The organism is Xanthomonas hawaiiensis, from assembly GCF_031834635.1.
Classification (GTDB): domain Bacteria; phylum Pseudomonadota; class Gammaproteobacteria; order Xanthomonadales; family Xanthomonadaceae; genus Xanthomonas_A; species Xanthomonas_A sacchari.
Map to the genome: position 1 here is coordinate 1,472,382 of NZ_CP115873.1, position 26,890 is coordinate 1,499,271.

Sequence of the window (26,890 nt, forward strand, 5' to 3'; positions counted from 1 at the left end):
TGGTGGGTTTCTTATTACAGGGCTCGGACATTTCCTCCATATCCTGGTGATGTTTGCACTAGTCCTACGGCAAAGTGCACTCGCGCAATGGCTATGGCTTTTGCCAGAAGGGCAGTTGACTATCATCAACAGAGAATGCCTCAGGTAGGTGCGTATTTTAAGGAATATAAGGAAAATGGCGAGGTTGTAGGGTATTGCTCGCAATGGAGTAATCCAAGTGGGTGCTTTTATCTCGCCTTTTTTTCAAAAATTGATTCGGATTATGATCCTTTGTTGAATCAGGGGCCGCCGTCATGTCAATCCCCGAAAGTGAGCTGTGGTAACCCAATCAATGTGGGTGCCGGAAATAAATATCAGGTAGAGACTGATTGGTTCGGAGGCAATCAGCCAGAGTTCGTGCGTTACTACAACAGTGACCGGGCCGGTTCGGCAAATAGCGACCTAGGCGCTTTTTGGACGCATACTTATAGCCGGAGCATTGAAACTTTTAATGAGGACGGTCTGTCCAAGGCTCGGGTTTATCGGCCTGACGGTAAGGTTGAAGAATTTTCTCTTTCTGCGGAGAAGTGGCTGCCTGTTTCGGGTGTTTTGAGTACGCTCGTTTCTAATGTCGATTCATCCGGGAGCATAACTGGTTGGACATATGCGGCGTCCGTGAATGCTGATGTCGAGAAATATGACGAATTCGGTAGATTGGTCGAGATTTCCAAGAAAAGTGGCCGTCATTTGGCCGTTGATTATGCATTTCCAGGTGGCGATCAACTTGGAAAGAGGATATTGCAAGTTAGGTCTGACAATGGAAGGCAGCTTTCGTTTCAGTACGATACGCGTGGGATGATCCTGAGCATCAGCGACGCATCCGGGGAATCTGCCCTTTACTCTTATGATAGTTCAAATTTTCTTGCGTCCGTTGCCAGATCTGAAGGTGTGATTGGCTACGAATACAATAATCCTGACTATACCGGGGGAGTCGATCTTCCAGGTGCATTGACTGGCATCTTTGACGCATCTGGAGCCAGGTTTGCAACTTATTCCTACGATCAGGCGGGTAGGGCTGTTTCTACTCAGCACGCCGCTGGTGCTGATAAATTCTCTGTTCAATATGGCAGTGATGGGGTTGTATCGGTACAAACAGTGCTGGGCGCCTTGGAGAAAAGAAATGTTGCTTCTCTAAATGGCGTGAAAAAAGTAACGTCTTTGACTGTGGATTGCACGGGCTGCCCACAGCGTGATGAGACATATACATACGATGATCTCGGCAATCTTGACAAGGTCTCGCATGTTGGTGGCAATTTTGTCGATTATGACTACGACTCCCGCGGAGTGTTGACTAAGAAGACTGAAGGGTCGGCCACCACTGGCGAGGAATTGCGAACTTCGGTCTACCAGATCGATGCAAATCTTGGTTTGCCGTCCACCTATCAACTCATGGAGCGCGGAAAGCTGCTTCTGACAAAAAATTGGACTTACAACGCACGCGGTCAAGTGATCACGGCGTCGGGCACCGATCCGACCACTGGTGCTACCCGAACCTCTGCTTCAACCTATTGCGAACAGGCTGATATCGACGCTGGCGATTGCCCGTTGTTGGGGCTAGTGACCTCGGTGGATGGCCCGCGCAGCGATGTCAGCGACATCACCCGCTTTACCTACTACCTCTCCGACGACAGCACCTGCGCCACGTCCCCGACCACCTGCCCGCACCGCAAAGGCGACCTGTGGAAGGTGACCAATGCGCTCGGCCAGGTCACAGAGTACCTGGCCTATGACGGCGCCGGCCGCGTGCTGTCGACGAAGGACGCCAATGGCGTGGTCACCGATTACACCTACCACTCGCGCGGCTGGCTGACCGCCAGCAAGGTGCGTGGGGCCGACGACAGCAGCGAGAGCGACGACCGCATTACCGCGATCGACTACTGGCCAACCGGCCTGGTCAAGCAGGTGACGCAACCCGATGGCGCGTTCACCCGCTTCACCTACGATGCGGCGCATCGGCTGACCGATATCGCCGACAACGCTGGCAATACCATCCACTACACCCTGGACAATGCCGGCAACCGGCTCAAGGAAGACACCAAGGACGCGTCTGGCACGCTCAAGCGCACCTTGTCGCGCATCTACAACCAGCTTGGCCAACTGGCGACGCAGGCTACCGCGCAGGGCGACCCGACCGACTTCGGTTACGACGGCAACGGCAACACCAAGACCGTCACCGACGCGCTCGGTCATGCCACCCAGAACGACTACGACCCGCTCAACCGCCTGGCGCGCACGCTGCAGGATGTGGGCGGCATCGCCGCCGAAACCAAGTTCGGCTACGACGCCCTGGATAACCTCACCAAGGTCACCGATCCCAAGGGCCTGGACACCACCTACGCCTACAACGGCCTGGGCGACCTTACTACGCTCACCAGCCCGGACACCGGCAGCACCACCTACACCTACGACAGCGCCGGCAACCGCGCCACCCAGACCGATGCGCGCAATATCAAGACCAGCTACGGCTACGACGCGCTTAACCGCCTCACCCAGGTCACCTATCCGACCACCAGCCTCAACGTCAGCTATACCTACGACGTCAGCCAGAGCACCTGCGCCAGCGGCGAGACCTACGCCGTGGGCCGCCTGACCCGGATGCAGGACGGCAGCGGCAGCACCGACTACTGCTACGACCGCTTCGGCGATCTGGTGCGCAAGGTACAGACCACCAACGGCAAGGTGTTCGTGGTCCGCTACGCCTACACCAAGGCCGGGCAACTCAGCCGCCTGACCTACCCGGATGGGGCAGTGGTGGACTACGTGCGCAACGCCCAGGGCCAGACCACCGAGGTCGGCGTGACCCCGCCCGGCGGCACGCGCCAGGTGCTGCTGAACCAGGCCACCTATTATCCGTTCGGCCCGGTCGCCGGCTGGACCTACGGCAACGGCCGGCCGATGCAGCGGGTGCTGGATCAGGACTATCGCCCGCTGGCGGTCAACGACACCCGCAGCGACGGCCTGGCGGTGGGCTTTGCCTTCGACCCGGTCGGCAACCTCAGCGCGCTGACCGCACCGGGCAACACCGCACCGGTCATCAAACTGGACTACGACCCGCTGGGCCGGCTGACCGCGTTCAAGGACGGCCCGACCGATACGGTGATCGACGGCTATACCTACGACGCCACCGGCAACCGCCTCAGCGCCAAGGTCAATACCACTACCCAGACCTACAGCTATCCGACCAACAGCCACCGCCTGAGCAGCGTGGCCGGTACCGCACGCAGCTACGACGCGGCCGGCAACACGACGGCCATCGGTGGCACGGCCGTGCAGTACGTGTATGGCGCCAATGGCCGGCTGACGCAGGTCAAGCGTAACGGCACGGTGGTAGCGAACTACGCCTACAACGGCCGTGGCGAGCAGGTGCGGCGCGTGGGCAAGACCAACGTCTACACGTTGTACGACGAGAGCGGCCATTGGATGGGGGACTACGACGCCAACGGTGCGGTCGTACAGCAGGCGATCTGGCTGGACGACCTGCCGGTCGGCGTGCTGGCCAAGACCGCGCTGCGATACGTGCAACCGGATCACCTGGGCACGCCGCGCGCGGTGATCGACCCGGTCCGCGACGTGGCGATCTGGCGCTGGGATCTGAAGGGCGAAGCGTTTGGCACCACTGCTCCAGACCAGGATCCGGACAAGGATGGCGCTGCCTTCGTGTTGGATATGCGTTTCCCAGGGCAGCGCTATGACGCGCTGAGCGGGCTGAACCAGAACTACTTCCGCGACTACGAGCCGGGCACGGGACGGTATGTGCAGAGTGATCCGATTGGGTTATGGGGTGGGCAGTCTACTTATACCTATAGCGTTGCTAGTCCTTTGAAATGGACTGATCGGTTTGGGTTGGCTTGCGATCAACGTGGTTGTTGGAATACGCCCGAAGAGCTAAATGCAAGTAATAGTGGTAATTGGAGCGCTTACTACGCCCTAGCGTGTGCTGGCGGTGATCCATATGCCTGCCGCGCGGGCGAGGTCGCAGCGAATGCGGGGGACGGTATTCGTGGTATTCTTTCTAATATCACTAATCGAAAATTAGATGCTTCGATTGTTGAAAATCAGCCTGCAGTTTGTCCTGATGATTGGCGTGCGGAGGATTTGCTTCGGAAGAAGGAGGGTATTCGTCGGGGGTTAATGGCTGCACGTGTCGCGCAACTGGTTGGTGCTGATTCATCTAACCCAAGGCAGGTAAGCCGATCATCTATCTCCGACTTCCATCATGATGTTTTTGAAGCTAATGGTGCAAGTAAAGAAGCATTTGGTGGGGATCTATGGGATTCTATATATGGTTCCTTCTTTACTGGTTATGACTGGTGTAAGGGGCCAGCATGTCGGCCATGAGTAGATATTTTCTCATGGCGTCTTTGATGCTTCTTTCAGCCTGCCGTGATCGAGAGCATCATTTTCGAGTGACGGGGGTAGATGGCGAATTCTGTATCCCTGACACGGGCTATGTTGCTCCTGGTGTCTGGTTTGTCCCGCCTGATTCTCCTAGTGTTGATGAGGGGTTTTCATTTGGCGGCTGTCATCGATTGGATAATGAAAAAGATAAGTCAAGTTGTTTTTTGCCAAAAAATTTTATAAGTGCTGATGTTTTTTCGTTAAAGGAAAAGCGTGGCATCAAATGGCGTGAGTTGAAAAAAACAGCAGATTTTGGTGTAAATGTTTCTGGGTCGAATAATGCTTATGTTGGGGATTATGAGGCAGGATTATTGGTTCTGAGCGGGATAGGCAATGTGGTGAGTTGGTCAATATGGAAAGCTCAGCAGGGGCCTGGTGTTGCTGATTTGATTATGAATGATGGCGATGAATTGGTGGCCACGTGTTCTAAGGTTTCTGATTTTCCACGCAGTGCTGGTCTAGGGGTTGAAGGTGAATATGGTTGCTCGAGGTATGTTAGGGGTCCGAAATATGCGCTCGAGTATAGGTTTATATCAAAGGAGCGGGTTCCGGGATTGGGTAAAATAAATTTTCTTGATGAGGCGATTTTCAGTCAGGTGGATCGTTGGCGCTGTTCTGGGCAGTGATCGAGAATGTTGTCAAAATTTGATTAAGGCTGTGCTTGAATTTAAAAACACACAAATCCCCGCGTGTCTATATTTTTTTGGGGCGCGTATTTGCCATTGTTGTCTCGATGCATGGATGTCAGTCCCTGGATGACATTTGTTATCGATGCGGCCTATAAATATTTGCCATGAAAGCCTACTTTTGTCGTTTAATCCCATCCCACTCTGCCGCATGATGTAAGGCCACGCGCCCCCTCCCGCGCGCCCTCCCAACGCTGGAGCCTCCCATGCCGCAACGCCGCCACTTCCTGAAAACCGCCGCCTTCGGCGCCCTGGCCGCCGGGTTGGGCGGTGTGCTTCCTGGTGCACGTGCCGCCGTGGCCAAGGCGCAAGCCAAGGCCGGCGTCGGCCCCTTGCCGCGCGGCGCAGCACGGGTGATCTCGACTTGGGACTTCGGCATCGCCGCGAACCAGGCGGCATGGCAGGTGCTGTCGCGCGGTGGTGCGGCGCTGGATGCGGTGGAGGCCGGGGTGCGGGTGCCGGAGGCGGATCCGGACAATCACACGGTGGGGTTGGGCGGGTATCCCGACCGCGATGGGCGGGTCACGCTGGATGCCTGCATCATGGATCACACCGGCGGCTGCGGGTCGGTCGCGGCGCTGGAGGACATCGTGCATGCGATCTCGGTGGCGCGGCGGGTGATGGAGAAGACGCCGCATGTGATGTTGGTCGGCGATGGCGCGCTGCAGTTCGCGCTGGCGCAGGGCTTCGAACGCACCAAGCTGCTGACGCCCGAATCGGAACAGGCGTGGAAGGAGTGGTTGAAGACCTCCCACTACGCGCCCGAGGCCAATATCGAGAATCGCGCCTATCGCCGCGGCACGCTGCCCGGCGGCAAGGACAACCACGACACCATCGGCATGCTGGCGCTGGATGCGCACGGCAATCTGTCCGGCGCCTGCACCACCAGCGGCATGGCCTGGAAGATGCACGGGCGGGTCGGCGACAGCCCGATCATCGGTGCAGGGCTGTACGTGGACAACGAGGTGGGCGGGGCGACCTCGACCGGCGTCGGCGAGGAGGTGATCCGCAACGTCGGCAGTTTCGCGGTGGTGGAGATGATGCGCCAGGGCAAGAGCCCGGCCGAGGCCTGCCGCGAGGTGGTGATGCGCATCGTGCGGCGCAAGCCGGAACTCACCCGCGATCTGCAGGTAGGGTTCCTGGCGATGAACAAGCGCGGCGAGGTCGGTGCGTTCGCGATCCAGCCCGGTTTCAGCTATGCGGTCTGCGATGCGCAGCGGCAGGATCTGCTGCTGCCCGGCCAGAGTCATTTCGCGGCGCCGGCGGCATGAGCGGGAGCATGCCGATGGGCTTGGAAGTGGCCGCCGATGCGATCGGCTCGGCGCTGGCCGCGCAGGACGGTGGGGCGATGCGGGTGGAGTTGTGCGGCGGCCTGGATGGCGGTGGGCTGACGCCGTCGTTCGGCACGCTGGCGGCGGTGCGCGATCGGTTGCGTATTCCCCTGTACGTGCTGATTCGCCCGCGGGTCGGCGATTTCGTGTTCGACGCGGCGGAGGTGGAGGCGATGCGCCGCGACGTGGAGCAGTGCGTGCGCCTGGGATGCGACGGCGTGGTGCTTGGCGCGCTGACCGCGGACGGTGAGGTGGACATGGCGACGATGCGCGAGCTGATCGCCGCGGCCGGGCCGCTCGGCGTCACCTTCCATCGCGCCTTCGATGTCAGCGCCGATCCGCGGCGTGCACTGGAAGACGTGATCGCGCTGGGCTGCGAGCGGGTGCTGACCTCCGGTGCGCGCGAGACGGCGGAAGAGGGGGCCGAGTTGATCGCCGAACTGGTGCAGCAGGCTGGCGCGCGCCTGAGTGTGATGCCGGGGTCTGGCGTAACCGAAGCCAACCTGGCGCAGTTGCGCGCGCGCACCGGCGCGCGCGAGTTCCATGGTTCGGCGCGAGGGCCGCTGGCGTCGCGGGCGACATCGCCGCATCCGCATGTGCGCAACCTCGGCGGCGACCGCATGCAGACCGATGTGGCGCGGGTGCGGCGGATGGTGGCGCTGCTGGCGGAGTAGGGCGTCGCCGATGCGTGGTGAGCATCGGATCGCAGCGGTGCGGCGGATAGTGACAAGATTCGCGTGTCGCGGCTGAAGCCGCTCCTACGAGGGGCGGCGGTTTGGGGCAAGCTGCACCGCGCAGCCCACCGCTGATGGGTGGTGCGCGGCGCGCGACCGCAGCGTGGTCAGCGTGACGCACCCGCTGCGAGCGTGCCGCTCAATCGCTTCGGATCCAGCACCACGTGCTTGATGCGCGTGCGCTTCCAGGTGTAGCTGATGTGCACCCGGCCGTCGCGGGTCTGGATCACTGCGGGATAGGAGAACTCGTCCTTGGGGCTGTCCTCCAGGGTCAGCACCCGGGTCCAGTGCTGGCCATCGTCGGACAGCGCCACGGCGAGCACGCCGCGGCCGTCCCACCAATCCTTGCCGGCTTCGGTGGGGTTGTAGACCAGCAGCGAGCGGCCGTCGGCCAGCACCACGGCGTCGGTGCCGGAATTGGGATTGGCCAGGTCGAGCAGGGTCATCGGTTCCCAGGTGCGGCCATTGTCGCGCGACCAGGTACTGAACACGTGGTTCTGCTGGCTGCGGCCCACCGCCTGCAGGCGGCCGTCCTTGTGCAGCAGCACGCTGGGCTGGATCGCGCCGATCCTGGCCGGGTCGTTCATCGCCGGGCCGCGCGTCCAGTGCGCGCCGTTGTCGTCGGACCATTCCATGTGCGCCACCCAGCCGGCGTCCTCGCTGCTGCTGGGGCTGAGGATGCGGCCGCTTGGCAGTTGCACCGGCTTGTTCTTGATCGGGCCGAGGATGCCGTCGGGCAGGCGCTCGGGCGTGGACCAATGGTGGCCGCCATCGCTGGACGTGGTCTGCATGCCCCACCAGCGCTTCGGGTCCGGACCCACCTTGTAGAACAGCCGCAGCGGCCCTTGTGCAGGCTGAAACAGCACCGGGTTCCAGGTCGGCAGTGGTGCGCCCTGCGCCTGCGCGCCGTCGGCCACGCGCTGCGCCGGTTGCCAGCCCTGCGCGTCACGCCGCGCGACCCAGATGGCGACGTCGTCGGCACCTTCGTGGCGGCCGCCGAACCAGGCCGCGAGCAGGCCGTCGCGGGTTTCCACCAGGGTGGAGGCGTGGCACTGCGCGGTCGGCGCCTGCGCGTTGACGAATTCGCTGTAGACGATGGGCGAGGGCGGCGCCTGCGGCGGGGCGACGGCGGCCGGACCGGCGATGGCGCGCACCGCGAACAGCGACAGCAGGGGAAACAGCGAAGGCGACATCATGTGGTACGGTCCTGGCCCGAGAACGGGGATACCTATTTATCATCAATTAAATACCATGTGCTGACATCGCCGGTAGCCGCCTGCCTGCCCGACCGACGATTGCGAGGATCTCCCCGCTCCGCTGGCTGGCCGCATTCGGCCCGACTGTGCTGGCCGCGCCGCCGCTGCTCGCCGAGTCTTCGCCGGCACCGCGCTGTTCGAGTACGGCGGCGTGCGCTGGGTCGGCAACGCGGCCGGGGTGATCGAGGGCGAGAACTGGAAACCGTGGAAGTGCTCCGCGACGGCGCCTGGGTCAAGGTGGCGCAGGCGATCGGCCACATGAAGATCGACCACTTCCCCGCGGTCACCGCCTCGCGCGTGCGCCTGAACATCCTGTCCAGCGTCGATGCCGCGTACATCCGCGCGTTCCAGTTGTTCAACGTGGGCGCTGCCGCCACCCGCTGATCCCAGCCCGCGACGTGCACTCACCTCTCCCCTCGGGAGAGGGGCCGGGGGTGAGGGGACGGCCGCATGCGATCCGCTCCTACGGCCGCGACCTGCGCCACAAGAGCACGCGATAGCACACGACAGGCACCGCGTGCCGATCTGGAAGCACGCACCGCGTGCGCATGCCGCGCTCCGTCTGCCTTCGTGCGATTGCATCCGACACGCGCCACATTCACGGCGCCGCCGCGGCCACGTTTAGAGGGACGTCGCCCTCCATCCCGGGCGCGTGCCGTGTCGCCGAGGCGCTGCGGCCATGCCACCGGGGTGGTCCCGTCATCGTGGAGCAACGCCATGCCCGATCGCGCAGGTGGATCCCGGTTCCGTGCCCTGTCGTCCGAACAGCGCCGGCGGCTGCGGCAGTGGGCACGTCTGCGCCAGGGCATGTGCGTGACCCTGGCCTGCCTGGCGGTGGCCCTGGCGCCGTCCTGGGATGCGCGCAGTGCGCCGTCGACCCCGCAGGCGTTGCTGCGCGCGCTGCGCGTGCTCGCGCCGGTCCACGGCTTTGGCGCAGCTGTCTGCGCGTCTTGCCGATCTTCGCCGCCGCGCGAAGCGCGTCCTTCCTTGCTTCCGCATGGCGACGTCGGCGCGCCGCGGATAGCGCCTGCAAACCGGGCTGCGGCCCTGTTCCCGGGCGGCGGCTGCCGCTGCCGTTCTCTTCCCTTCAAGGATCCGCCATGGCCTATTTCAAACTTGCCGAGCAGACTCAACTGAACCGCTACGTCTGCGATTTCCACAGCCACTTCACCGGCATCCTGCCGACCCAGCGCAAGGCCCTGGACGACACGCGGCCATCGCTGGCGCAGTTGCTGGCACAGCGCTTCTATGCCGACGATCCGCATGCGACGGCCAAGGGCGAACTGCTGCTGTTCCGCTATGCGCTGACGCTGATGAGCGAGCGCAGCAGCAATCCCTTCGCAAAGCTGCTGGCCAAGCGCGACCGCACCGAATACGAACGTGCCGAATGCGTGGCGGAGAACATCTACATCGCCTGCCAGGTGATCGCCGCCGAGTACGGCTATGCGCGCAGCGAACTGGCGCTGCCGCCGCAATCGCCCATGCTCTACACGCTGGTTGACGCCGAGATCGTCGCCCCGGCCCTGGCCTCGGCGGAGGCGCCCAGCGCCAACTTGCGCAGCCTGGTGCGTTACTTCAACAACAAGTTCTACAGCGCCAGCAAGTACACACCGTTCGACGATGCCTACAAGCTGCGCGGCCATTTCGTGAAGCAGCTCTGCCAGGGCGATCCGGCCAAATACACCACCTGGAGCGACTCGCAGAAGGCCGATTACCGCATGTGGGTGTGGTCGACCTTCGGCTACCTGCGCGAGGACGGTGTGCTGCTGATCCAGGCCGCTGCCACCGAGGACGAGATTCCGCAACTGGCCGAGCTGGCGCAGGACTACAACGTCCAGTACGGCACCGACTACCGCCTGCTTGTGCATTCGGCCGACCACTACATGGCCGACGACAAGCTGAAGGACTTCCTGGACAAGAAGATCGCGCCGCTGCTGACAGGGAATGGCAAAAGCGATTCGACCATCGTCGGGCTGGACCTGCTCGGCGCGGAGAACAAGGTCGGCAACTACGCCGAACTGTTCACCTGGCTGCAGCGCAACGCCAACGCGCTGAGCGCCAATTTCGGCAGCGGTGGCGGCAAGCGCGCGCTGCGCGCGATCGTGCACATCCACTGCGGCGAGGGCAGCGGTTTCGGTGCGGAGAACCGCTCGGTGACGGGCTACTACCTGCACCAGATCGGCGACCCGGATGCGCGCTTCTACGCCGCGCTGTCCGTGCACGTGCTGGATGCCTGGAACGCTGCGAAGGGCAAGCGCGGCGCCACGCCACGCCCCACCCGCGGGACCGCGACCCCGCAGGGCCTGTTCGAGGAGTTGTTCAGCAACACGGCTTTCAGTCACGACGGCCACGTGCTGCGTCGCTTCGACATCAACGCACCGCTGTCGCGCGAGTTGGCCGGCTACAACGCCAAGCGCAACGTGATGGCGCTGAGCGAAGCGCTGGACCAGCCATCGCTCGACGGCGGTCGCGACGTCTACCACGCGCTGGTGGAGAACAACCCGCTGTACACGTTCCGCCTGGGGCACGACTACTACTATCGCAGCTACATGGCCGCACGCTACCCGTGGCTGGCATTCGACACCAACCTGGGCAGCAACGCCATCACCGGCGCCTCGGCGCTGTTCGATTCGGTGCAGGGCTACCGGCTCAATCGCGGCTATCGGCAATTGGACGGCTACATCGACACCGACGTGCTGGAGGCGGTCGGCAATGCGGTGCTGAGCATGGAGGCGCAGGGTCTGGACCGGGCGCAGATCGCCCAGTTCATCGCCATCAGCCAGCAGCCCGGCGATCTGGCCGAGACGCTGAACAACAACCAGGCGTATCTGCAGGGGCAACTGCAGGCGGCGCTGCAGCCGATCTACGACCCGGCGCAGGCCGAGTTCCTGTTCGGCACCTATTGCAAGCTGGTGCTGTACTGCGCCGGCGACGCCCCGGCCGCAGCGCTGCGCTACCAGGCCATGGTGCGTGCGCTGCTGGTCGTACAGAACTGGCGGTCCTACCTGCTGGGCGCCGACGGCCAGGGCGTGGAGCACACCGGCGTGCAGCGCGAATACCTGCGCATGCTGGTGCTGTTGATCTACAAGCTGCTGCCGAGCAACCAGAACGAACTGCAGGTGGATCTGCTGCAGACCATGGCCGTGCTGCTGCGCAGGCTGGCGTTGAGCTACTGGCGCGCCACGGTGGGGCCGACCAACGCCCTGGAGGTCACTGGCAGCCTGCTCGGGCTGGAATCGCTGGATGGCTTCAAGGGCCCGGCCTCGGTGGTCGTGGTGCGGCGCTCGCCGCCGGCAGCGGCATGATCGGCGCCTGGGACGCGACGGCGACGGACGACGTCGCCGCCTACCTCTGGCACACGGGCATGTCGCGCGGGGATGCGGCCGTCACCACGCCCGCACCGACATCGACACCCACACCGGCGGCCGGCACGGCGACCGCACCGGCCGCGACGCCGCCGCAGGAGCCGCCGACACCGTCGTCGCAGTCGCCGGCACCAGCGCCGACGCCGGTGCCGCCGGCAACCGAGGCCACGGCGGACGTGCAGCGCTTGCTGCATGCGCTGAGCGACCACAAGGTGCTGGAGGCGCTGATCAAGCTGTTGCGCTGAGCCGCTCGCAAGACACGATTCGGGCCCGCTGTCCGTGAAGCGGGCCCATTTTTTTGCGCGACTGGCCCACATAACCGCAGCGCCGCCGCTTTAGCCGTATGCAGGCGTAGACAAAGCGCGCGCGCACGCCACACGCCGTGCGGCTGCGCGTGCATCGCGCCCGCGGTTGTCACCCAGGGAACAGCTATTGCCGCCGACCGCCACAGAGACTCGTCGCACAACCGGATTTCGGAGCATGCGATGGAGATGGCAAAGGAAAAGGCAGGCACGACCGCCAAGCGATTCGTGGAGGCCGACGAGATGTTCACCCGCGCCTGGCGCGCGACGCTGCCGGACCTGCGGCGGCGTGCGCTGCGGCTGGCCAACGGGCGTGCGGACGCGGCCGAGGACCTGCTGTCGGATACCGCGGTGAAGGCGTTGCTGTTCATGCGCCGCTCGCCGGAGGCGATGACCGACCCGCAGGGATTCCTGTTCGTGGTGCTGCGCCACGTGTTCCTGGACCTGGTGCGGCGGCGCCGCGGTGGCGGCGAACCGCTGGACCGCCCGTCCGAGGCTAAGGAAGTGGACGCCGTGGCCGATCAAGCAATGACCGCCCTGCAACGCGCCGAGCTGGAGGAGCAGATGGAGCGCGTGGTGGCGGCGGTGGCGGCGCTGAGTCGGGAGCAGCGCCGCCTGTTCGCCTATCGCTTCGTCGAGGAATTGCCGTATCCGGCCATCGCCAACCTGCTGCGCATCAACCAGCCGCTGGCGCGCAAGCGCGTGGAACTGCTGCGCAAGCGGCTGCGGCTGGCGATGGTGGCCGAGTGAGGGCGTCGGCTGCTGCGGTTTCACAAGCCGCCCACGGCGGCGTTTTCCCTCCACGCCGGGCCGCACAGGGCCGCGGCATCGCGGGCGCCGCGGCGGGGCGTGGCACCGGCCATCCCCGTCGCGGCGCCTCCCCGGCAGGCGACTCACCAAGGAACTAGGCTCATGGCAGACAACACGCTCGTCAATTCGCAGATCACCGACGCGGTCACCCAGACCAACGTCAAGGTGGTGGCCGAGGCGCCCGCCCAGGCGATCGCCTCGCTGTACCAGGTCTCCAGCCACTCCACCGGGCTGGCGTTGCAGAACGCGGTGCACAGCCAGCAGGCGCTGAACCAGGTCTCCAACGCCGTGGTGTCCAAGGCGGTGGCGCTGATCATGGCGATCGGCGAGAAGTGATGCAGCGCCGTGGCCCGCGCCGCGGCGGCTGAGGCGGGCACCGATCCATCCATCAGGAGAGTGGCATGTGGCCTTTCGCAAGCAAGAAACCCCCGGGATCCCCCACGGCCGCGGCGCCGGCCAGCGCGGCAACGGCGCCGGCATCCGCTGCGGCTGCGGCGCAGACGCCGGACGCGCCTGCGGCGGCACCGCCGACGACCGACGCATCGCCAGCGCCATCGGCTGCGGTGGCTGACACACCAGCACCAACTGCGGCTGCGGCTGCGGCTAGCGACCCGTCCGCCACAGCGTCGGCGAGCGGCAACGCGCCCGCCGCCGCTGCTGCAGGCGCCGCCGCGCCCAGCGCCGCCGAATCCAGCGCCGCCGCCGCACCAGCCGCAGGTGGCGATGGCGCAGCGCCACCCACGTCATCGTCTGCGGCCGCAGTCTCGCCGCCACCGCCACCGCCACCGCCGTCCATGTTGAGGACGCTCAACACGCACATGCTCGCGCAGGCCTCGGCGGCCAGCCCGGCCAGCGATGCGCTCAACAGCAAGATCGTGCAGGCCGTGCAGCTCAGCAATGCCGAGACCATGGCCTATGCGCCGTCGCAGATCGTGGTCGGCTCGAACATGCTGATCAGCCAGGCTTCGGGCCTGATCGCGCAATCGGCGGCGGTGTACTTCGACGGCGTCAGCAAGATGGCCCTGGCCAGCCAGGGCGTGCTGCTCAAGCAGATGACCGAGAACCTGGCCGAGAACAAGATGGAGCAGGCCGCCGAGGATGCGCTGGGCGTGCTGGCCACCGACGTGCTGGTCGGTGCCGCCGCGGCGGTCGCGGCAGCGGCCGGCGCACTGGAGGCCGAGTCGGCCGGCTTCGCCATCGACAAGATCGACCAGAGCATCGCCAAGTACGCGGACCTGATGCGCGGCCGCAAGTCCGCGTCCACCTAGGCCGCTTGCACCACCGGTTTCACCACACGCACAGGGGAGCACCATGCAGGACAACCAAGCATCCGATTTCGCCACGCTGCGCCAGTTCGCCGAGAAGTGGCTGGGCCGTCCACTGGTCGGCGCCGAGGAAGAGCAACTGCGGCGCTTCGCGTCGGAAACGTCCGCACCGCCGGCAGTGCCTGCCGCCGAAACAGCCGGCACCTCGCCGTCGCTGATCGATGCCGAGCGCGAGCGCGTGAAAGGCTTGATCCAGCAGATGCAGCAGACGATGCAGAACAGCCGGGGCGCACTGAACGGGGCCACCGCGGCCAGCGAAGCGGCAGTGCTCAAGGCGGTCCAGTCGGCCGACTCGCTGGGCCAGTTGCGGCCGAACCAGTTGCGCCAGCCGCAAAGCGGCGAGGGCGGCAGCAATCAATTGGTGATGTCGCAGATCGCCGATCGCCTCGCCAATCTCGTGCAGGCCGAAGTGCGCGCGTGCTTCGAGCGTGAGTTCGGCAGCCTGGCCCAGCAGATGCAGGCGGTGGTCGAGGCGGCGCGTGCGCAGGGGCTCATCGCGGCCGAGTCGGCCGCGCCGGCCGCGGAGCCGCAAGCGCCATCGTCGCCGCCCGCTGGCTGAGCCGTTCCGCTGCACGGCGACGCCTCCGCGTATCCCACGCGGAGGCGTGCGCCGTGTGCGCGTGTCCGCTGCGCACGAACGTAGGCATGGCGTCTGGCGCGTGTGGCATGCGTCGGCTGCGCTGGCGCCACGTCCCGGCAGCGAACGCAGCTGCGCACCATCGGTGATGCAGTCGGTGTCAGGTCGCCCGGCCATCGTCCGTTCGACTGCAGTACTGGTGAATCGCACTGCATGGCGGCGGAGGCAGCGAGGCGGCCTGCGCCGCAGTGGTTGCAACACGCATCGGTCGAGGTCGCGGCGTATCGCGGTCGGTGTTCCTGCGTCGCGCGCACATCGCGGCGACGCTGGCGAGACAAACGCCGCACACGGTTTCACAGGTTCTGCACTGTCCCGTTTTCAGAGATCGTACGGCGTGGGCCGTACCCCAACCAGGAGCGAACACATGGCATTTCCCACCGCGGTCAACGACCAGATCACCGATGCGGTCACCCAGTCCAATGTGAAGGTCATCGGCGAGGCGCCGGCCTTCGCGATGGCGTCGATCTACCAGAGCATGGCGCACTCGACCGGCATCCTGTTCGAGAACGCCGTCTCCGCGCAGCAGCAGCAGAACACCCTGGCGCAGGCCGCGGCCAACCAGGGCGTCATGCAGATCTACAGCCTCGATTCCACCGCCGCCGCCGGCGCCACCGAGAAGGTCGCGCAGACCGGCGTGTCCGACAACCTCACCAGCCTGCTGACCGTGCTCAACGCGTTCAAGCAGTCGTAAGCCACGCGCGCTAACGCCGCCGCGAGGCGGCGCTAGCCATGCAACTCCCTTCCTAACGAGGACCGTTCCATGGCCTATCCCACCGCAGTCAACAACCAGATCACCGACGCCGTCACCCAGTCCAACGTCAAGGTCATCGGCGAAGCGCCGGCCTTCGCGATGGGCTCGATCTACCAGAGCCTGGCGCACTCCAGCGGCATCCTGTACGAGAACGCGGTCGCCGCGCAGCAGCAGCAGAACACGCTGGCGCAGGCGGCGAACAACCAGGGCGTCATGCAGGTGTACAGCCTGGATACCACCGCGGCCGCGGGCGCGTCGGAGAAGATCGCCCAGACCGGCGTGTCGGACAACCTGACCAGCCTGCTGACCGTGCTGCAGGCGTTCCAGGGTTCGCCCTACAGCAAGGGCTGAGCCCGCAAGGCGAGACGGCACGCGGCTGCGTGGCGCCGTCCGGCTGGACGCGTCGCTCCGGTCCCGACACGGGCCGGAGCGGCGCCATCACCACGCGGCCATGGCCGCCCTTTGACGACCCACTGCACTCGAACGGCACGCGCCTTGGCTGCCTGCCGCGCCGAAGTGCGTTCGAGGCCCTGGCGCCACGTCTCCTGCGCCCAGGGAAGGGGGAACTATGGACCTTCCTGCAATCGCCGACCTGCAGTGCGCCGACCGCATCCGGTCGACCGACGCCAGCGACGCCGCGTCTGCGGACGTGGCCGATGCCCGCCATCGCCCGTTGCTGGAGCGCTCGGCCGTGTTCCAGGGCATGCCGGCGTCGGCGCTCGATTACCTGCTCGCGCACGCCAGCGAATGCGCTCTGGACTCGGGAAGCGTGCTGTTCTTCAAGCACGATCCCAGCAGCTTCGTCGGGGTGGTGGTGCAGGGGCGTCTGTACAAGGTGCTGTACGGTCCGGATGGGCAGGAGTTGATCGTCGGCACCATCGAGCCGGGCGGGCTGGTCGACGAACAAGCCTTGCTGGAACCGCACGGGCGCAGCTTCACCGCCATCGCCTTCGGCCCAAGCTGCGTGCTGAAACTCCCGCGCCGCCATTTTGCCGGCCTGATGAGCGTGCCGCTGTTCCAGCAACGCATCGATGCGCTGCTGCGTCTGCGTCTGCGGCAGACCCTGGATAGCCTGGAAAGCATCTGCCTGCACCGCCTGGAAGTGCGCCTGGCGCGCTACGTGCTGCATCAACTCGAACTGCAGGCGCCGCACGCCGGCGGCGGCGATACGGTCGCGCTGCCGCCGAACCAGAGCATCCTGGCGGCGATGCTCAACGCCAGCCGCTCCAAACTCAATGCGCAACTGCAGCGCTGGGTACGCAGCGGCCTGGTCAGCCGACGCCGCCATCTGTTGCGCGTCCACGACCTCGGCGCGCTGTATGCCAAGGCCAGTTTGCAGGGCGCGGCGGCGATGTCGGTGTCGGACGGCGAGGACACGCCGGCGCGTGCCGCCTGTCCGCCGTGGACGGATCGCCGCGCCGACTGAGGCCACTGCTCAACCGATGGCGGGATCGAACGCCTGCCGCGCGTTCGCCGTATGCGACGCGTCGGATTGCAGCGCGGTCCTGACCTGAGCGGCTTGCGGTCACGAGGTGCCAAATGCACCGACACCAGTGCTCGATCCGTTTCCGTGGAGCGCTTGGCCGACCATCAACTCGCCACTGTCTCGCCACGCACGCAGTCCGGTGCCGTGGCCGGTGCGCGCGACAGGTCGCTGCTGCGATACGCCTCGCCCCATTCGCGCAGGCTGATCAGCACCGGCGCGAGGGAGTGGCCAAGCGGCGTCAGCGCATATTCGACCTTGGGCGGCACCTGCGGATAGACGTGGCGCACGATGACGCCGTCCTCCTCGAGCTCGCGCAACTGCAGGGTCAGCATGCGCTGCGTGGCATTGGGAACCAGGCGCGTCAGTTCCATGAAGCGCTTCTTGCCGGAGAGCAGGTGGAACAGGATCACCGGCTTCCACACCCCGCCGATCACCGACAGCGTGACCTCGACCGCGCAGCCACTCTTGCCATCCTGACGTTTCAGACGCATGGTCGTTGTACCTACAAAATTGATAGTACCTGCGCAAATTGTACGTTCTTGCGATGCAGGAAGTGCATCCCGACAATGCCTGCAACGCGGTCGCGCTGCAACCGGTGCAGCACTGCCCCTCGCCACTTTCCGCTAAGGACGTCGTGCCCATGAAAGCCATTACCCTGCGCCAGCCCGCTGGCCTCGAGAACCTCCGCCTCGTCGAACTGCCCGATCCTGGCCAGCCGGGCGCCGGCGAACTCCGCGTACGCGTGCATGCCAGCTCGCTCAACTTCCACGACCTAGGCGTGGTGACCGGGCGCATGCCCAGCGCCGACGGCCGCATCCCGATGTCCGACGGCGCCGGCGTGGTGGAGGCGGTGGGCGAGGGCGTTGACGAGTTCGCCGTAGGCGACGCGGTCGTCTCGACCTTCTTCCCGACCTGGCTGGATGGCGGGCCGACCATCGCCGACTTCGCGACCGTGCCCGGCGATGGCGTCGACGGCTATGCACGCGAGACCGTGGTGCGCCCCGCGCACTGGTTCACGCACGCACCGCGCGGCTACAGCCACGCCGAAGCGGCGACGTTGACCACCGCCGGGCTCACCGCATGGCGCGCGCTGGTGGTGGACGCGCGCCTGAAGGCCGGCGACACCGTGCTGGTGCTCGGCACCGGCGGCGTGTCGATCTTCGCCCTGCAGTTCGCCAAGCACATGGGCGCCACCGTCATCGCCACCTCGTCCTCCGACGAAAAGCTCGCGCGTGCGCAGGCGCTGGGCGCCGATTTCACCATCAACTACCGCCGCGATACCGACTGGGCGGCCAAGGTGCTCGACTACACCAACGGCCGCGGCGTCGACGTGGTGATCGAAGTGGGCGGACCGGACACGTTGGGCCAGTCCATCCGCGCCTGCCGCATCGGCGGCCATATCGCCTTGATCGGCGTGCTGACCGGCATTGCCGGCCAGGTGCCGACCGTGGCGCTGATGCAACGCCACCAGACCCTGCAGGGCCTGATCGTCGGCAGCCGCCGCCACCAGCGCGACATGGTCCGCGCCCTCGACGCAACCGGCCTCAAACCGGTGGTCGACCAGACCTTCGCGCTGGAAGACATCGCCGATGCGTTTGCGCATCAGGCGGCGGGGAAGCATTTTGGGAAGCTGTGCTTGTCGATCTGACTGAGGTGCCGGAGCGGTCGGCGCTGTTGCGCTGATCGCGGTGGTTGTTGGACGCAGTCACCAATATCTGCCGCGACGCTTTGGTAAAGCTATTTCCGGCATGTGGTTGCGATGCATCAATGGATCGAATGTCTCAATGGAAATCTTGCTCATCTGCATCTACTGCTCGCGTCAATACGTCGAGAAGCGCTGGTCAGGTAATGGCCACTGGAACCCATATTAAAATGGATAGATGGCATGAAATAGTTGTCACAAGCGGTCGTCGATCAGATGCAGCTGGCGGCATGAAAACCTGGGCAAGCCTTAGAATCTGACCCTGTTCCTGCGGCTGTTCTAGCCTCGGGCCGCATAATAGCCAGGCCGGCCTCAGCCGCTCGACCTCCAACTCCACCGGTCGTCAAATACCGGCAGATCGCGCATCCGGCGTACCGTGCGGTCGTGGATCTCATCGACCTCATCGCCACAGCCGCTGCAGCGACGAGCATGGTCAGGCTGACGTGTCAGTTCCAGCACCAGCCAGCGGCGCTCCCCGCGTTGCTCGTGCCGCCAGTGCTCAACCCGATATCCCGCCCAGCCTCCCAGTTGAGATATACAATCTCCTACGGCCATGGCCGGCCCCAGTTTGTTGCCTTAGACATCAGCAAGTCTGCTGGGTCGGTCGTGCATCTCTCTCCCTCACTTGGGAGATGAATCTTTTTTTATGCGTCCCCATGGTGCGTCAGCTACGGCCCCCTACCTTGGGTGGGTTCGGGTAACCCATTGTGTATGTGCCTGTGCCTGCGCAAGGTGTGCAGTGCGACCTCTCACCGGCTCGCCCGGACGACGGGCCGCCCGGTCACGTCATCGCCGCCGCTCGCGCTGACCGCAGGCCTGAATTTCTTCTTAACACGTTGCAGCAGAAAGGTGTCTAGAGTCGGCTCCGCTCGCTGGCGGCTCACACGCCAACGACCGACGCCGGAAGGATGCCGCGTTGCTGCATTCGACCGCCCGCAAGGACGAACGGGAGACAACATCATGGGTCGATTCGCATGGACGTTGGGGATTCTCTGCTGCGCGGCGCTCATGCCGGCCTTGGCCGAGGTGCCAGGGGAGTGCGCAGCGCTGTTTCAGGATGCAGGGGCCATTCCCGGGACGCAGAATTGCCGCACCAATGCTGGCAATGCGGACTTCGGACTGGGCACCTACTACTGCAACAATCCGGACATCATCGCCGAATACTGCGGTGGCACTGCCGCCCCGAAGCCGTGGGATCCCGGCAAGAACAACCAGTGCGACGTGACCACCGGACCCACCCAGGTGGGCAACCCGATCAATGCGCCCCTCGGCATCAAGGTGCAGACCGAGACCGACGCGCGCGACGGCACGGGCCACTTGGCGCTCCAGCGCCACTACAGCAGCGTGGCCATCGACGCCAATCCGGGCAACGTGCTGGGGCCGCGCTGGCGGCATAGCTTCCAGATATCTCTGACATCAGCCGACGAGGACGGCACACCCGTACGCCGTCTCAACCTCCCCAGCGGCAACAGCTATCGCTTCTTAGGCGAGGGCAATGGCGTGTGGAAGCCTGACGCGGACGTGCGGGAACGCCTGCAACCCGTGTCGCAAGGCGGGACGCAGACGGGATGGGACGCCATCGGCAGCGACGACACGCGCTACCGATTTGACATGGATGGCAAGCTCGTACGCATCAGCTACCGCGATGGCGACGTGCTGACCCTGCGCTACGCATCGACAGGATTGCTGCAGGACGTGACCGATGTACGCAGTCGCCGCCTGCAGTTCGGCTATTCCAGTGGCCGTTTGACCGTAGTGAAGCAGCCGGACGGCCGACAGGTGAAATACGCGTACACCCAGCAAAACCTCACCCGCGTGCAGTACCAGATGACGGATGGCTCATCGCCAACGCTCGCTACCGTGAAGTATGTCTATGGCGACAGTAGCGATGCGTTGCTGCTGACCGGCATCGTGGACGAAGCAGGTCAGGCCTATGCGAATTGGCAGTACGACAGCCAGGGCCGGGCGATCGCCAGCTGGCACGGTGGTGCGAACAGCCAGATCGACCGCGTATCGATCGATTTCGGGCAGCAGCAGTCCCGGGTGACCGATGAACTGGGCAATGTCTCCACCCATTCTTACGCATTCGCACTAGGTCGTGCCAAGCAGACAGCGGTCGATCAGCTGTGTAGCCAATGCGGCGCGTCCCAGGTTAGCCAGCGAACCTACGACGCCAATGGCTACCCCGATCTGCTCACCGACTTCAAGGGCGTGACGACCGACGAGGATTACGACGCCCGCGGTCTACTGGTCCAGCGCATCAGCGCGGCCAACGATACGGAAGGCCGCAAGCGCACCGTGCAGACCGATTGGCATCCGGATTTCAACGTGCCGACGGAGCGGCGCACGTACGATGCCTCCAATGCGCTGGTGTCTCGTTCGAACTGGACCTACAACACCCGCGGTCAGCCGCTCACTGCGTCCCGCACTGATCCGGCGAGCGCTATCACCCGCATATCCACGACCACCTACTGCGAACAGACCGACATCAATGCAGGTCGCTGCCCGCTGCTGGGCCTGGTGACCTCGGTCGACGGACCTCGTGGCGATATCACAGACAAAGCGACGTACACCTACTACGCGACGTACGCCAGCACCTGCGCCACGTCCCCGACCACTTGCGCCTACCGCAAGGGCGATTTGTGGAAGGTGACAAATGCGCTGGGACAGGTCACCGAGTACCTGGCCTATGACGGCGCTGGTCGCGTGCTGTCGGTGAAAGACGCCAACGGCGTGGTCACCGACTTCACATACCACCCGCGCGGCTGGCTGACCGCGAGCAAGGTCCGCGGAGCCGACGACAGTAGCGAAAGCGACGATCGCATCACCGCGATCGACTACTGGCCGACTGGTCTGGTCAAGCAGGTGACGCAGCCTGATGGCGCGTTCACCCGCTTCACCTACGATGCGGCGCATCGGCTGACCGATATCGCCGACAACGCCGGCAATACCATCCACTACACCCTGGACAACGCCGGCAACCGGCTCAAGGAAGACACCAAGGACGCGTCTGGCACGCTCAAGCGCACCCTCTCGCGGGTGTACAACCAGCTCGGCCAACTGGCGACGCAGGCCACAGCCCAGGGCGATCCGACCGACTTCGGCTACGACGCCAACGGCAACACCAAGACCGTCACCGACGCGCTCGGTCACGTGACCCAGAACGACTACGACCCGCTCAACCGACTGGCGCGGACCCTGCAGGACGTGGGCGGCATCGCCGCCGAGACGAAGTTCGGCTACGACGCCCTGGACAACCTGACCAAGGTCACCGATCCCAAGGGCCTGGACACCACCTACGCCTACAACGGCCTGGGCGACCTGACCACGCTCACCAGCCCGGACACCGGCAGCACCACGTACACCTACGACAGCGCCGGCAACCGCGCCACCCAGACCGATGCACGCAACATCAAGACCAGCTACGGCTACGACGCGTTGAATCGACTGACTCAGGTCACCTATCCGACCACCAGCCTCAACGTCAGCTACACCTACGACGTCAGCCAGAGCACCTGCGCCAGCGGCGAGACCTATGGCGTCGGCCGCCTGACCCGGATGCAGGACGGCAGCGGCAGCACCGACTACTGCTACGACCGCTTCGGCGATCTGGTGCGCAAGGTGCAGACCACCAACGGCAAGGTGTTCGTGGTCCGCTACGCCTACACCAAGGCCGGGCAGCTGAGCCGCCTGACTTATCCGGATGGAGCGGTGGTCGACTACGTGCGCAACGCTCAGGGCCAGACCACTGAGGTCGGCGTGACCCCACCTGGCGGCACGCGCCAGGTGCTGCTGAACCAGGCGACCTACTATCCGTTCGGCCCGGTCGCCGGGTGGACCTACGGCAACGGCCGTCCGATGCAGCGCGTGCTGGATCAGGACTATCGCCCGCTGGCGGTCAACGACACCCGTAGCGATGGCCTGGCGGTGGGCTTTGCCTTCGACCCGGTCGGCAACCTCAGCGCGCTGACCGCACCGGGCAACACCGCACCGGTCATCAAACTGGACTACGACCCGCTGGGCCGGCTGACCGCGTTCAAGGACGGCCCGACCGATACGGTGATCGACGGCTATACCTACGACGCCACCGGCAACCGCCTCAGCGCGCACGTCAACGGTGCCGTCCAGGCCTATATTTACCCGGCGAACAGCCACCGTTTGGCCACGACGGCCAACGAGACCCGCAGCTACGATGCCGCGGGCAACACGATCGCCATCGGCGGCGCGTCGCACGAGTACGCCTACGACGCCGCCGGGCGCATGAGCCAGGCAAAGCATAGCGGCGTCCTCGCCATGGAGTACCGCTACAACGGCCGGGGCGAGCAGGTCCGCCGCTTCCTCGGCACCGTGAACACCCATACGCTGTACGACGAGGCAGGCCATTGGCTCGGCGACTACGACAGCAACGGCAATCCCGTCCAGCAGGCGATCTGGATGGACGACCTGCCTGTCGGTGTGCTGGTCGGTACGGCGCTGAAGTACGTCCAGCCGGATCACCTGGGCTCACCCCGTGCTGTGATCGATCCAGCGCGAGACGTCGCGATCTGGACGTGGGACATCAAGGGTGAAGCATTCGGCAACACCAAGCCGAACAGCGATCCGGACCAAGACGGCACGGCGTTCGTTTTCGACATGCGGTTTCCCGGCCAGCGCTACGATGCCGCAAGCTGGTTCAATCAGAACTACTACCGCGATTACGACACGAGCACTGGGCGCTACGCGCAGAGCGATCCGATCGGCCTGCTGGGAGGCGCATCGACGTTCGCTTACTCCAATTCCGCACCCGCCTCCAGGTCCGATCCCGCAGGACTCTTGTCCTTCGGTGCCACCTGCGGATCAGGGCAGCGGCAGAACATTCTCAACGCTGTCACAGAAATGGCGAACACCATTCAAGGCATGGCCGAGCAGAAGAAATCCGGGTGCTACGATGGAAAATGCGATTTCAACAAGGCAGCCAAAGTCATGAGAAAGGTCGCGACAGCCACCTTCAGCTGCGATTACCGAATCCCCAATGGGCTCACTGTGATAAGGCCCAATTACATCTACCTCTCACAGCACTTTGCCAGCAATCCCAACGATCCTATTACCTCTTCTGGGACGGATCCGAGGGGGGCTGGTTGCATGATGTCGGCGCTCTACCATGAGGCGACGCACTTGGCGCTTTGGGATGAGTTGCCAGCAGAGGATGACGTGAGGCGCGAAACAAGAGCCTGCTTCGATTGCGCCCTGGATCATAAGGAAGACGGGAGCCCGCTGCGATGAGGCGCTTCATCGCAGGTGTACTGGTAGTTTTTCCCTGGGCGTCGGCACTGGCAATCACGCCGACAGTGGATTACAGGTGCCTGGCACGGGCGGCTGACAACATCGTTGTTGTCAACGACGCGAGAACCGACCGCCCGGTGATGACCGATTACTTCGGGCCGCTGTTCCTGACCCGACTGGACGTCGAAAAGCAGTTCAAAGGCGTCCTTGTCATTGCCAGAGACCCCTCGGACCGGTTCGAGGTGATCGTGCGAAGGGATGACAGAAACTCGGCTGGATTTCGCCTGGCGAAGGAGCCGCGCAGCCTGGTCTTCATCAAGAACACCGATCAGGGGCCGGCCATTCTCGGCGACGCGCCTGGTGTGCTCCCCTACCGCGACGGAATCACCATCTACGACGTCAAGTTGGACGACGCAGCAATCAAGACGTTCTTCAGCGAGAAGAGCCTGGCCAAGGCGAATTGCCGAGATCGTTAGATCCCCGAGTGTGTAGAGCGCGCATCTTGATCCGAGCTCAAAGGGTCCGACTATCGGGGGGTTAACCTGACCCCGTTACTAGCAAGGTGTGTCTGTCGATTTGAGGGAGATGCCTCAGAGGTCGGTGCTGTTGCATCGACCAAGGTGGCTGTTGGGCGCAGTCACCAATATCTGCCGCGACGCTTGCGACGGGGTAGAAACGCGCTCGCTCCGATCAGCGCGGTGTGCTACGACGGCAAGTGTTCACTGGCCAGTTTTCTGGCGGAAAGCAATGCCGACAGTAGCTGGTCGCGCTTGTGGCGGTTGTTGACCCCGGCAGGCAATCTGCTTTGCCACGGCTGGAACTCCCAGTGATCTCCCCCATGCACGGCGAGCCGTGTGGAGCCGGACGATGAAAGGAAATCGCGGATTGCTGCCTCCAGTTGCGCCTGGGACTGGAACTCGAGTCTGAATTTCCCGGATGAGACGACCAATACATGCCGCACGCAAGTTGGTGACGCTATTTCCGGCATGTGGTTGCGATGCACCAGTGAATCGAATGTCTCAATGGAAATCTTGCTCATCTGCTATCTACTGCTCGCGTCAGTACGCAGAGAAACGCGTCGGCTTAAGGAAGTCGATCGATAAGGGAATCGACAGCGTCACCCAGACTTCTTCTTCTTGCTAAGTAGCCCAGTCTCGGCGTCGTCATGGCGTCGTGAGCGCAGCGCCACACTTCCTGCATTCCGTGCGGGCCTGTCGATGGCCTTGTGGCGCGTTGAGCGCGGAACAGGCGTCGCAGAAGCGTATCAAGTGAATGGTCTGCCAGAGCCCGTATGCCATGAAGCCGACGGCAGCGGCCAGGAAAAGAGGCGGCGCGTCAGCCACCCAGAAGAAGACCAGCAGCATCACATCGGTGGCGATGCTGCCAACAATGAACACCCGCCGCTTCAGGGGCGCATTCTTGTTGAAGGTGAAGAACGCCAGCGCCACAAGCCCGATCGCGGCCCAGAACCCGAAGAGGTAGGGATAGAGTTCGTTCAACTGTTGGGGCGTGAGGTGCATGGATGTCCTGTCCGGATGCAGATGTACTGGTCGAAGTCTAGGGCCTAGGCAAATCAGGTGCGCGACAGCATGCGGTGCGATGCCCTGGTGTCATCGCTTGGAAGCTGTAGGCCCGGGCGCGCAATCAGGTGCCAACGACTAACGGGAGCGACTAACGGGGTCAGGTTCACTCATCGAATGAGTTTGGTTCTTTGCGCGGGTGGCATGCGGGCCATGCATGCCAATCACCGAATCTTGGCTTGGACCTTGTGTTTCATTAAGGAAGTCAACCTGACTCCGTTACTTGGAGCTTCCCTAACGTCTGAGTCAAACCGCGCCGCGTGGCGTCGTTAGGCATCAAACTCATCCATCAGAGGGGCGGGGCGTGGGCCACGGTAGTCAGTGCCCGAAATACGCACAGCACGCCATCCGACGAAGGCGCCAAGCGTCACGTGCTGAAGTTGAGCGACACATCCTAGGATGGCGCCAGGCTCGTCTGCGTCGTACAGAAACACCAGCATCCCGTCATGGGCATTGATGGCAGCTAGCTTGTCCCGATCCAGTGCGTAGTAGCTCCTATCTCCGTTGCCGGCCCAGCCGCAGGCATTGAAGTCGCACCAGACGAACGGCATGTGCTGAGTTGGTAACTGACCTTCCATTTAGTGCCTAACTCCTGGAACAGGGGCAGAGTGTACTTCCCTGCTTAAGATCAGGAGGTACGATGGGATGGCTCGTTCTCGGTGACCCTCTGGTGCCTAGTGGAAGGCCGCGTCAGTCCTTGCTGGCCATGCTCACTACCAGTTCGCCGTCGTGCACCTGCACGCGTACTGCCGATGGTGAAGCCCAGTTCTTCCATCCAGCGGCCGCCAAGGCGCAGCGCTGGCGTGCGCTTGCCGTTGGCGCAGTGGCCGCAGCCGACGGTGCACTGCTGTGGCGGGCGTGGGCGGCGGGGTGGTCGCGAAGCGCGGGCAAGATCGGCGGCGTTGGCGGCGGCGACCTGTTCGGGCGTCAGCATGGGGATGAGCGTCGATTCGGAGATCGTCCACTGCGGGCAGTGGCGATGCTTGTGCGACTTGCGCTTGCAGGGAGCGGCGGGGCAGGGTGACGGTTGACGCATGGCACAGCCTCCTTGGCAAACAGAAACCCGCGCCAAACGGCGACGGGATGTCGGGAGGTTAGAAACCGCACGTAGCCGGCGGGCTTATTTCCCCGAAGGGTGTTGTATTCGCCGCCCTCCCGACGCAGACAGCGCATCGGAGTTTGCTTGCGAACAGGCACAAAACCCACCGGTTTGACGGAGGTGGGTA

The 26,890-nt window shown here is 64.1% G+C and carries 24 protein-coding genes; 18 read left to right on the top strand and 6 right to left on the bottom strand.

The genetic code is table 11. The features are described from left to right. Positions 1-87 precede the first annotated feature (87 nt). From PG878_RS06465 to PG878_RS06480, 4 genes are all read left to right on the top strand, one after another. Positions 88-4,377 carry an RHS repeat-associated core domain-containing protein gene (locus PG878_RS06465; RefSeq protein WP_311186026.1) on the top strand — a complete coding sequence of 1,430 codons (4,290 nt, stop codon included), beginning with the start codon at positions 88-90 and terminating at the stop codon, positions 4,375-4,377. Beyond that, positions 4,374-5,063, top strand: a complete 690-nt coding sequence (locus tag PG878_RS06470; RefSeq protein ID WP_209029620.1) for a hypothetical protein — start codon at positions 4,374-4,376, stop codon at positions 5,061-5,063. Before PG878_RS06465 ends, PG878_RS06470 begins: the two co-directional genes overlap by 4 nt. Before the next feature lie 266 nt (positions 5,064-5,329). Further along, positions 5,330-6,394, top strand: a complete 1,065-nt coding sequence (locus PG878_RS06475) for a glycosylasparaginase (protein ID WP_209029621.1) — start codon at positions 5,330-5,332, stop codon at positions 6,392-6,394. A 14-nt stretch (positions 6,395-6,408) separates the two neighbouring features. Further along, entirely contained in the window at positions 6,409-7,128 is a 720-nt protein-coding gene (locus PG878_RS06480; RefSeq protein ID WP_209029859.1) for a copper homeostasis protein CutC, read from the top strand. Between the two features lie 167 nt (positions 7,129-7,295). Here PG878_RS06480 and PG878_RS06485 read toward each other — a convergent pair whose 3' ends face one another. After that, positions 7,296-8,384: a sialidase family protein gene (locus tag PG878_RS06485; RefSeq protein ID WP_209029622.1), complete on the bottom strand. Its 1,089-nt coding sequence runs from the start codon at positions 8,382-8,384 to the stop codon at positions 7,296-7,298. 264 nt (positions 8,385-8,648) lie between these two features. Between PG878_RS06485 and PG878_RS06490 the strand changes: the two genes are divergently transcribed. The 11 genes from PG878_RS06490 to PG878_RS06540 all read left to right on the top strand — a co-directional run bounded on the left by PG878_RS06490 (position 8,649) and on the right by PG878_RS06540 (position 17,060). Continuing rightward, positions 8,649-8,828, top strand: a complete 180-nt coding sequence (locus PG878_RS06490) for a hypothetical protein (RefSeq protein ID WP_209029623.1) — start codon at positions 8,649-8,651, stop codon at positions 8,826-8,828. 716 nt (positions 8,829-9,544) lie between these two features. Beyond that, the gene (locus PG878_RS06495; protein ID WP_209029625.1) at positions 9,545-11,749 is read left to right on the top strand and encodes a hypothetical protein; all 2,205 of its coding nucleotides are present in this window, start codon (positions 9,545-9,547) and stop codon (positions 11,747-11,749) included. Continuing rightward, the gene (locus PG878_RS06500; RefSeq protein WP_209029626.1) at positions 11,746-12,054 is read left to right on the top strand and encodes a hypothetical protein; all 309 of its coding nucleotides are present in this window, start codon (positions 11,746-11,748) and stop codon (positions 12,052-12,054) included. The genes PG878_RS06495 and PG878_RS06500 overlap by 4 nt, the downstream gene beginning before the upstream one ends. Positions 12,055-12,294: 240 nt before the next feature. Further along, a complete protein-coding gene (locus PG878_RS06505; RefSeq protein WP_209029627.1) occupies positions 12,295-12,861 on the top strand; it encodes a sigma-70 family RNA polymerase sigma factor in 567 nt (188 codons plus the stop codon). Between the two features lie 162 nt (positions 12,862-13,023). Continuing rightward, positions 13,024-13,257 (top strand): RebB family R body protein, encoded by a 234-nt coding sequence (locus PG878_RS06510; RefSeq protein WP_010343225.1) that lies wholly within the window; start codon positions 13,024-13,026, stop codon positions 13,255-13,257. A gap of 67 nt (positions 13,258-13,324) precedes the next feature. After that, positions 13,325-13,492: a hypothetical protein gene (locus PG878_RS06515; RefSeq protein WP_209029628.1), complete on the top strand. Its 168-nt coding sequence runs from the start codon at positions 13,325-13,327 to the stop codon at positions 13,490-13,492. 247 nt (positions 13,493-13,739) lie between these two features. Then, positions 13,740-14,189: a hypothetical protein gene (locus tag PG878_RS06520; RefSeq protein ID WP_244663461.1), complete on the top strand. Its 450-nt coding sequence runs from the start codon at positions 13,740-13,742 to the stop codon at positions 14,187-14,189. Positions 14,190-14,232: 43 nt separating this feature from the next. Beyond that, a complete protein-coding gene (locus PG878_RS06525; RefSeq protein ID WP_209029630.1) occupies positions 14,233-14,805 on the top strand; it encodes a hypothetical protein in 573 nt (190 codons plus the stop codon). Positions 14,806-15,247: 442 nt separating this feature from the next. Next, positions 15,248-15,574 (top strand): RebB family R body protein, encoded by a 327-nt coding sequence (locus PG878_RS06530; protein ID WP_010343222.1) that lies wholly within the window; start codon positions 15,248-15,250, stop codon positions 15,572-15,574. A gap of 69 nt (positions 15,575-15,643) precedes the next feature. Continuing rightward, the gene (locus PG878_RS06535) at positions 15,644-15,985 is read left to right on the top strand and encodes a RebB family R body protein (RefSeq protein WP_010343221.1); all 342 of its coding nucleotides are present in this window, start codon (positions 15,644-15,646) and stop codon (positions 15,983-15,985) included. Positions 15,986-16,202: 217 nt separating this feature from the next. Then, the gene (locus PG878_RS06540; RefSeq protein ID WP_209029631.1) at positions 16,203-17,060 is read left to right on the top strand and encodes a Crp/Fnr family transcriptional regulator; all 858 of its coding nucleotides are present in this window, start codon (positions 16,203-16,205) and stop codon (positions 17,058-17,060) included. 164 nt (positions 17,061-17,224) lie between these two features. Here the strand turns inward: PG878_RS06540 and PG878_RS06545 are convergent, their stop codons facing one another. Continuing rightward, a complete protein-coding gene (locus PG878_RS06545) occupies positions 17,225-17,611 on the bottom strand; it encodes a winged helix-turn-helix transcriptional regulator (RefSeq protein WP_209029632.1) in 387 nt (128 codons plus the stop codon). A gap of 149 nt (positions 17,612-17,760) precedes the next feature. On the opposite strand from PG878_RS06545, the gene PG878_RS06550 reads away from it, so the two are divergent. The 3 genes from PG878_RS06550 (at position 17,761) to PG878_RS06560 (ending at position 24,560) form a co-directional block, all read left to right on the top strand. After that, on the top strand, positions 17,761-18,768 hold the full coding sequence (locus PG878_RS06550; protein ID WP_209029633.1) for a zinc-dependent alcohol dehydrogenase family protein: 1,008 nt from the start codon (positions 17,761-17,763) through the stop codon (positions 18,766-18,768). A 1,014-nt stretch (positions 18,769-19,782) separates the two neighbouring features. Continuing rightward, positions 19,783-24,084 carry an RHS repeat-associated core domain-containing protein gene (locus PG878_RS06555; protein WP_244672436.1) on the top strand — a complete coding sequence of 1,434 codons (4,302 nt, stop codon included), beginning with the start codon at positions 19,783-19,785 and terminating at the stop codon, positions 24,082-24,084. Further along, positions 24,081-24,560, top strand: a complete 480-nt coding sequence (locus PG878_RS06560; RefSeq protein WP_209029634.1) for a hypothetical protein — start codon at positions 24,081-24,083, stop codon at positions 24,558-24,560. Before PG878_RS06555 ends, PG878_RS06560 begins: the two co-directional genes overlap by 4 nt. 227 nt (positions 24,561-24,787) lie before the next feature. On the opposite strand, the gene PG878_RS06565 is transcribed toward PG878_RS06560, so the two are convergent. From PG878_RS06565 to PG878_RS20780, 4 genes are all read right to left on the bottom strand, one after another. Beyond that, the gene (locus PG878_RS06565) at positions 24,788-25,123 is read right to left on the bottom strand and encodes a hypothetical protein (protein ID WP_209029635.1); all 336 of its coding nucleotides are present in this window, start codon (positions 25,121-25,123) and stop codon (positions 24,788-24,790) included. Between the two features lie 124 nt (positions 25,124-25,247). Then, entirely contained in the window at positions 25,248-25,604 is a 357-nt protein-coding gene (locus PG878_RS06570) for a hypothetical protein (protein WP_209029636.1), read from the bottom strand. A 329-nt stretch (positions 25,605-25,933) separates the two neighbouring features. Beyond that, positions 25,934-26,242, bottom strand: coding sequence for a hypothetical protein (locus PG878_RS06575; RefSeq protein ID WP_311186027.1), 309 nt, complete (start codon positions 26,240-26,242; stop codon positions 25,934-25,936). 50 nt (positions 26,243-26,292) lie between these two features. Further along, positions 26,293-26,700, bottom strand: coding sequence for a SymE family type I addiction module toxin (locus tag PG878_RS20780; protein ID WP_343237367.1), 408 nt, complete (start codon positions 26,698-26,700; stop codon positions 26,293-26,295). Positions 26,701-26,890: the final 190 nt, after the last annotated feature.

Excerpts from the sequence above, each read along its gene's own strand:
- PG878_RS06575 (WP_311186027.1), bottom strand. The coding sequence starts at position 26,242 with ATGGAAGGTCAGTTACCAACTCAGCACATGCCGTTCGTCTGGTGCGAC.
- PG878_RS06475 (WP_209029621.1), top strand. The coding sequence starts at position 5,330 with ATGCCGCAACGCCGCCACTTCCTGAAAACCGCCGCCTTCGGCGCCCTG.
- PG878_RS06480 (WP_209029859.1), top strand. The coding sequence starts at position 6,409 with ATGGGCTTGGAAGTGGCCGCCGATGCGATCGGCTCGGCGCTGGCCGCG.
- PG878_RS06550 (WP_209029633.1), top strand. The coding sequence starts at position 17,761 with ATGAAAGCCATTACCCTGCGCCAGCCCGCTGGCCTCGAGAACCTCCGC.
- PG878_RS06510 (WP_010343225.1), top strand. The coding sequence starts at position 13,024 with ATGGCAGACAACACGCTCGTCAATTCGCAGATCACCGACGCGGTCACC.
- PG878_RS06530 (WP_010343222.1), top strand. The coding sequence starts at position 15,248 with ATGGCATTTCCCACCGCGGTCAACGACCAGATCACCGATGCGGTCACC.
- PG878_RS06505 (WP_209029627.1), top strand. The coding sequence starts at position 12,295 with ATGGAGATGGCAAAGGAAAAGGCAGGCACGACCGCCAAGCGATTCGTG.
- PG878_RS20780 (WP_343237367.1), bottom strand. The coding sequence starts at position 26,700 with ATGCGTCAACCGTCACCCTGCCCCGCCGCTCCCTGCAAGCGCAAGTCG.
- PG878_RS06525 (WP_209029630.1), top strand. The coding sequence starts at position 14,233 with ATGCAGGACAACCAAGCATCCGATTTCGCCACGCTGCGCCAGTTCGCC.
- PG878_RS06570 (WP_209029636.1), bottom strand. The coding sequence starts at position 25,604 with ATGCACCTCACGCCCCAACAGTTGAACGAACTCTATCCCTACCTCTTC.
- PG878_RS06560 (WP_209029634.1), top strand. The coding sequence starts at position 24,081 with ATGAGGCGCTTCATCGCAGGTGTACTGGTAGTTTTTCCCTGGGCGTCG.
- PG878_RS06520 (WP_244663461.1), top strand. The coding sequence starts at position 13,740 with ATGCTCGCGCAGGCCTCGGCGGCCAGCCCGGCCAGCGATGCGCTCAAC.
- PG878_RS06545 (WP_209029632.1), bottom strand. The coding sequence starts at position 17,611 with ATGCGTCTGAAACGTCAGGATGGCAAGAGTGGCTGCGCGGTCGAGGTC.
- PG878_RS06565 (WP_209029635.1), bottom strand. The coding sequence starts at position 25,123 with ATGAGCAAGATTTCCATTGAGACATTCGATTCACTGGTGCATCGCAAC.
- PG878_RS06540 (WP_209029631.1), top strand. The coding sequence starts at position 16,203 with ATGGACCTTCCTGCAATCGCCGACCTGCAGTGCGCCGACCGCATCCGG.
- PG878_RS06555 (WP_244672436.1), top strand. The coding sequence starts at position 19,783 with ATGGGTCGATTCGCATGGACGTTGGGGATTCTCTGCTGCGCGGCGCTC.
- PG878_RS06485 (WP_209029622.1), bottom strand. The coding sequence starts at position 8,384 with ATGATGTCGCCTTCGCTGTTTCCCCTGCTGTCGCTGTTCGCGGTGCGC.
- PG878_RS06535 (WP_010343221.1), top strand. The coding sequence starts at position 15,644 with ATGGCCTATCCCACCGCAGTCAACAACCAGATCACCGACGCCGTCACC.
- PG878_RS06470 (WP_209029620.1), top strand. The coding sequence starts at position 4,374 with ATGAGTAGATATTTTCTCATGGCGTCTTTGATGCTTCTTTCAGCCTGC.
- PG878_RS06500 (WP_209029626.1), top strand. The coding sequence starts at position 11,746 with ATGATCGGCGCCTGGGACGCGACGGCGACGGACGACGTCGCCGCCTAC.
- PG878_RS06495 (WP_209029625.1), top strand. The coding sequence starts at position 9,545 with ATGGCCTATTTCAAACTTGCCGAGCAGACTCAACTGAACCGCTACGTC.
- PG878_RS06465 (WP_311186026.1), top strand. The coding sequence starts at position 88 with ATGGCTATGGCTTTTGCCAGAAGGGCAGTTGACTATCATCAACAGAGA.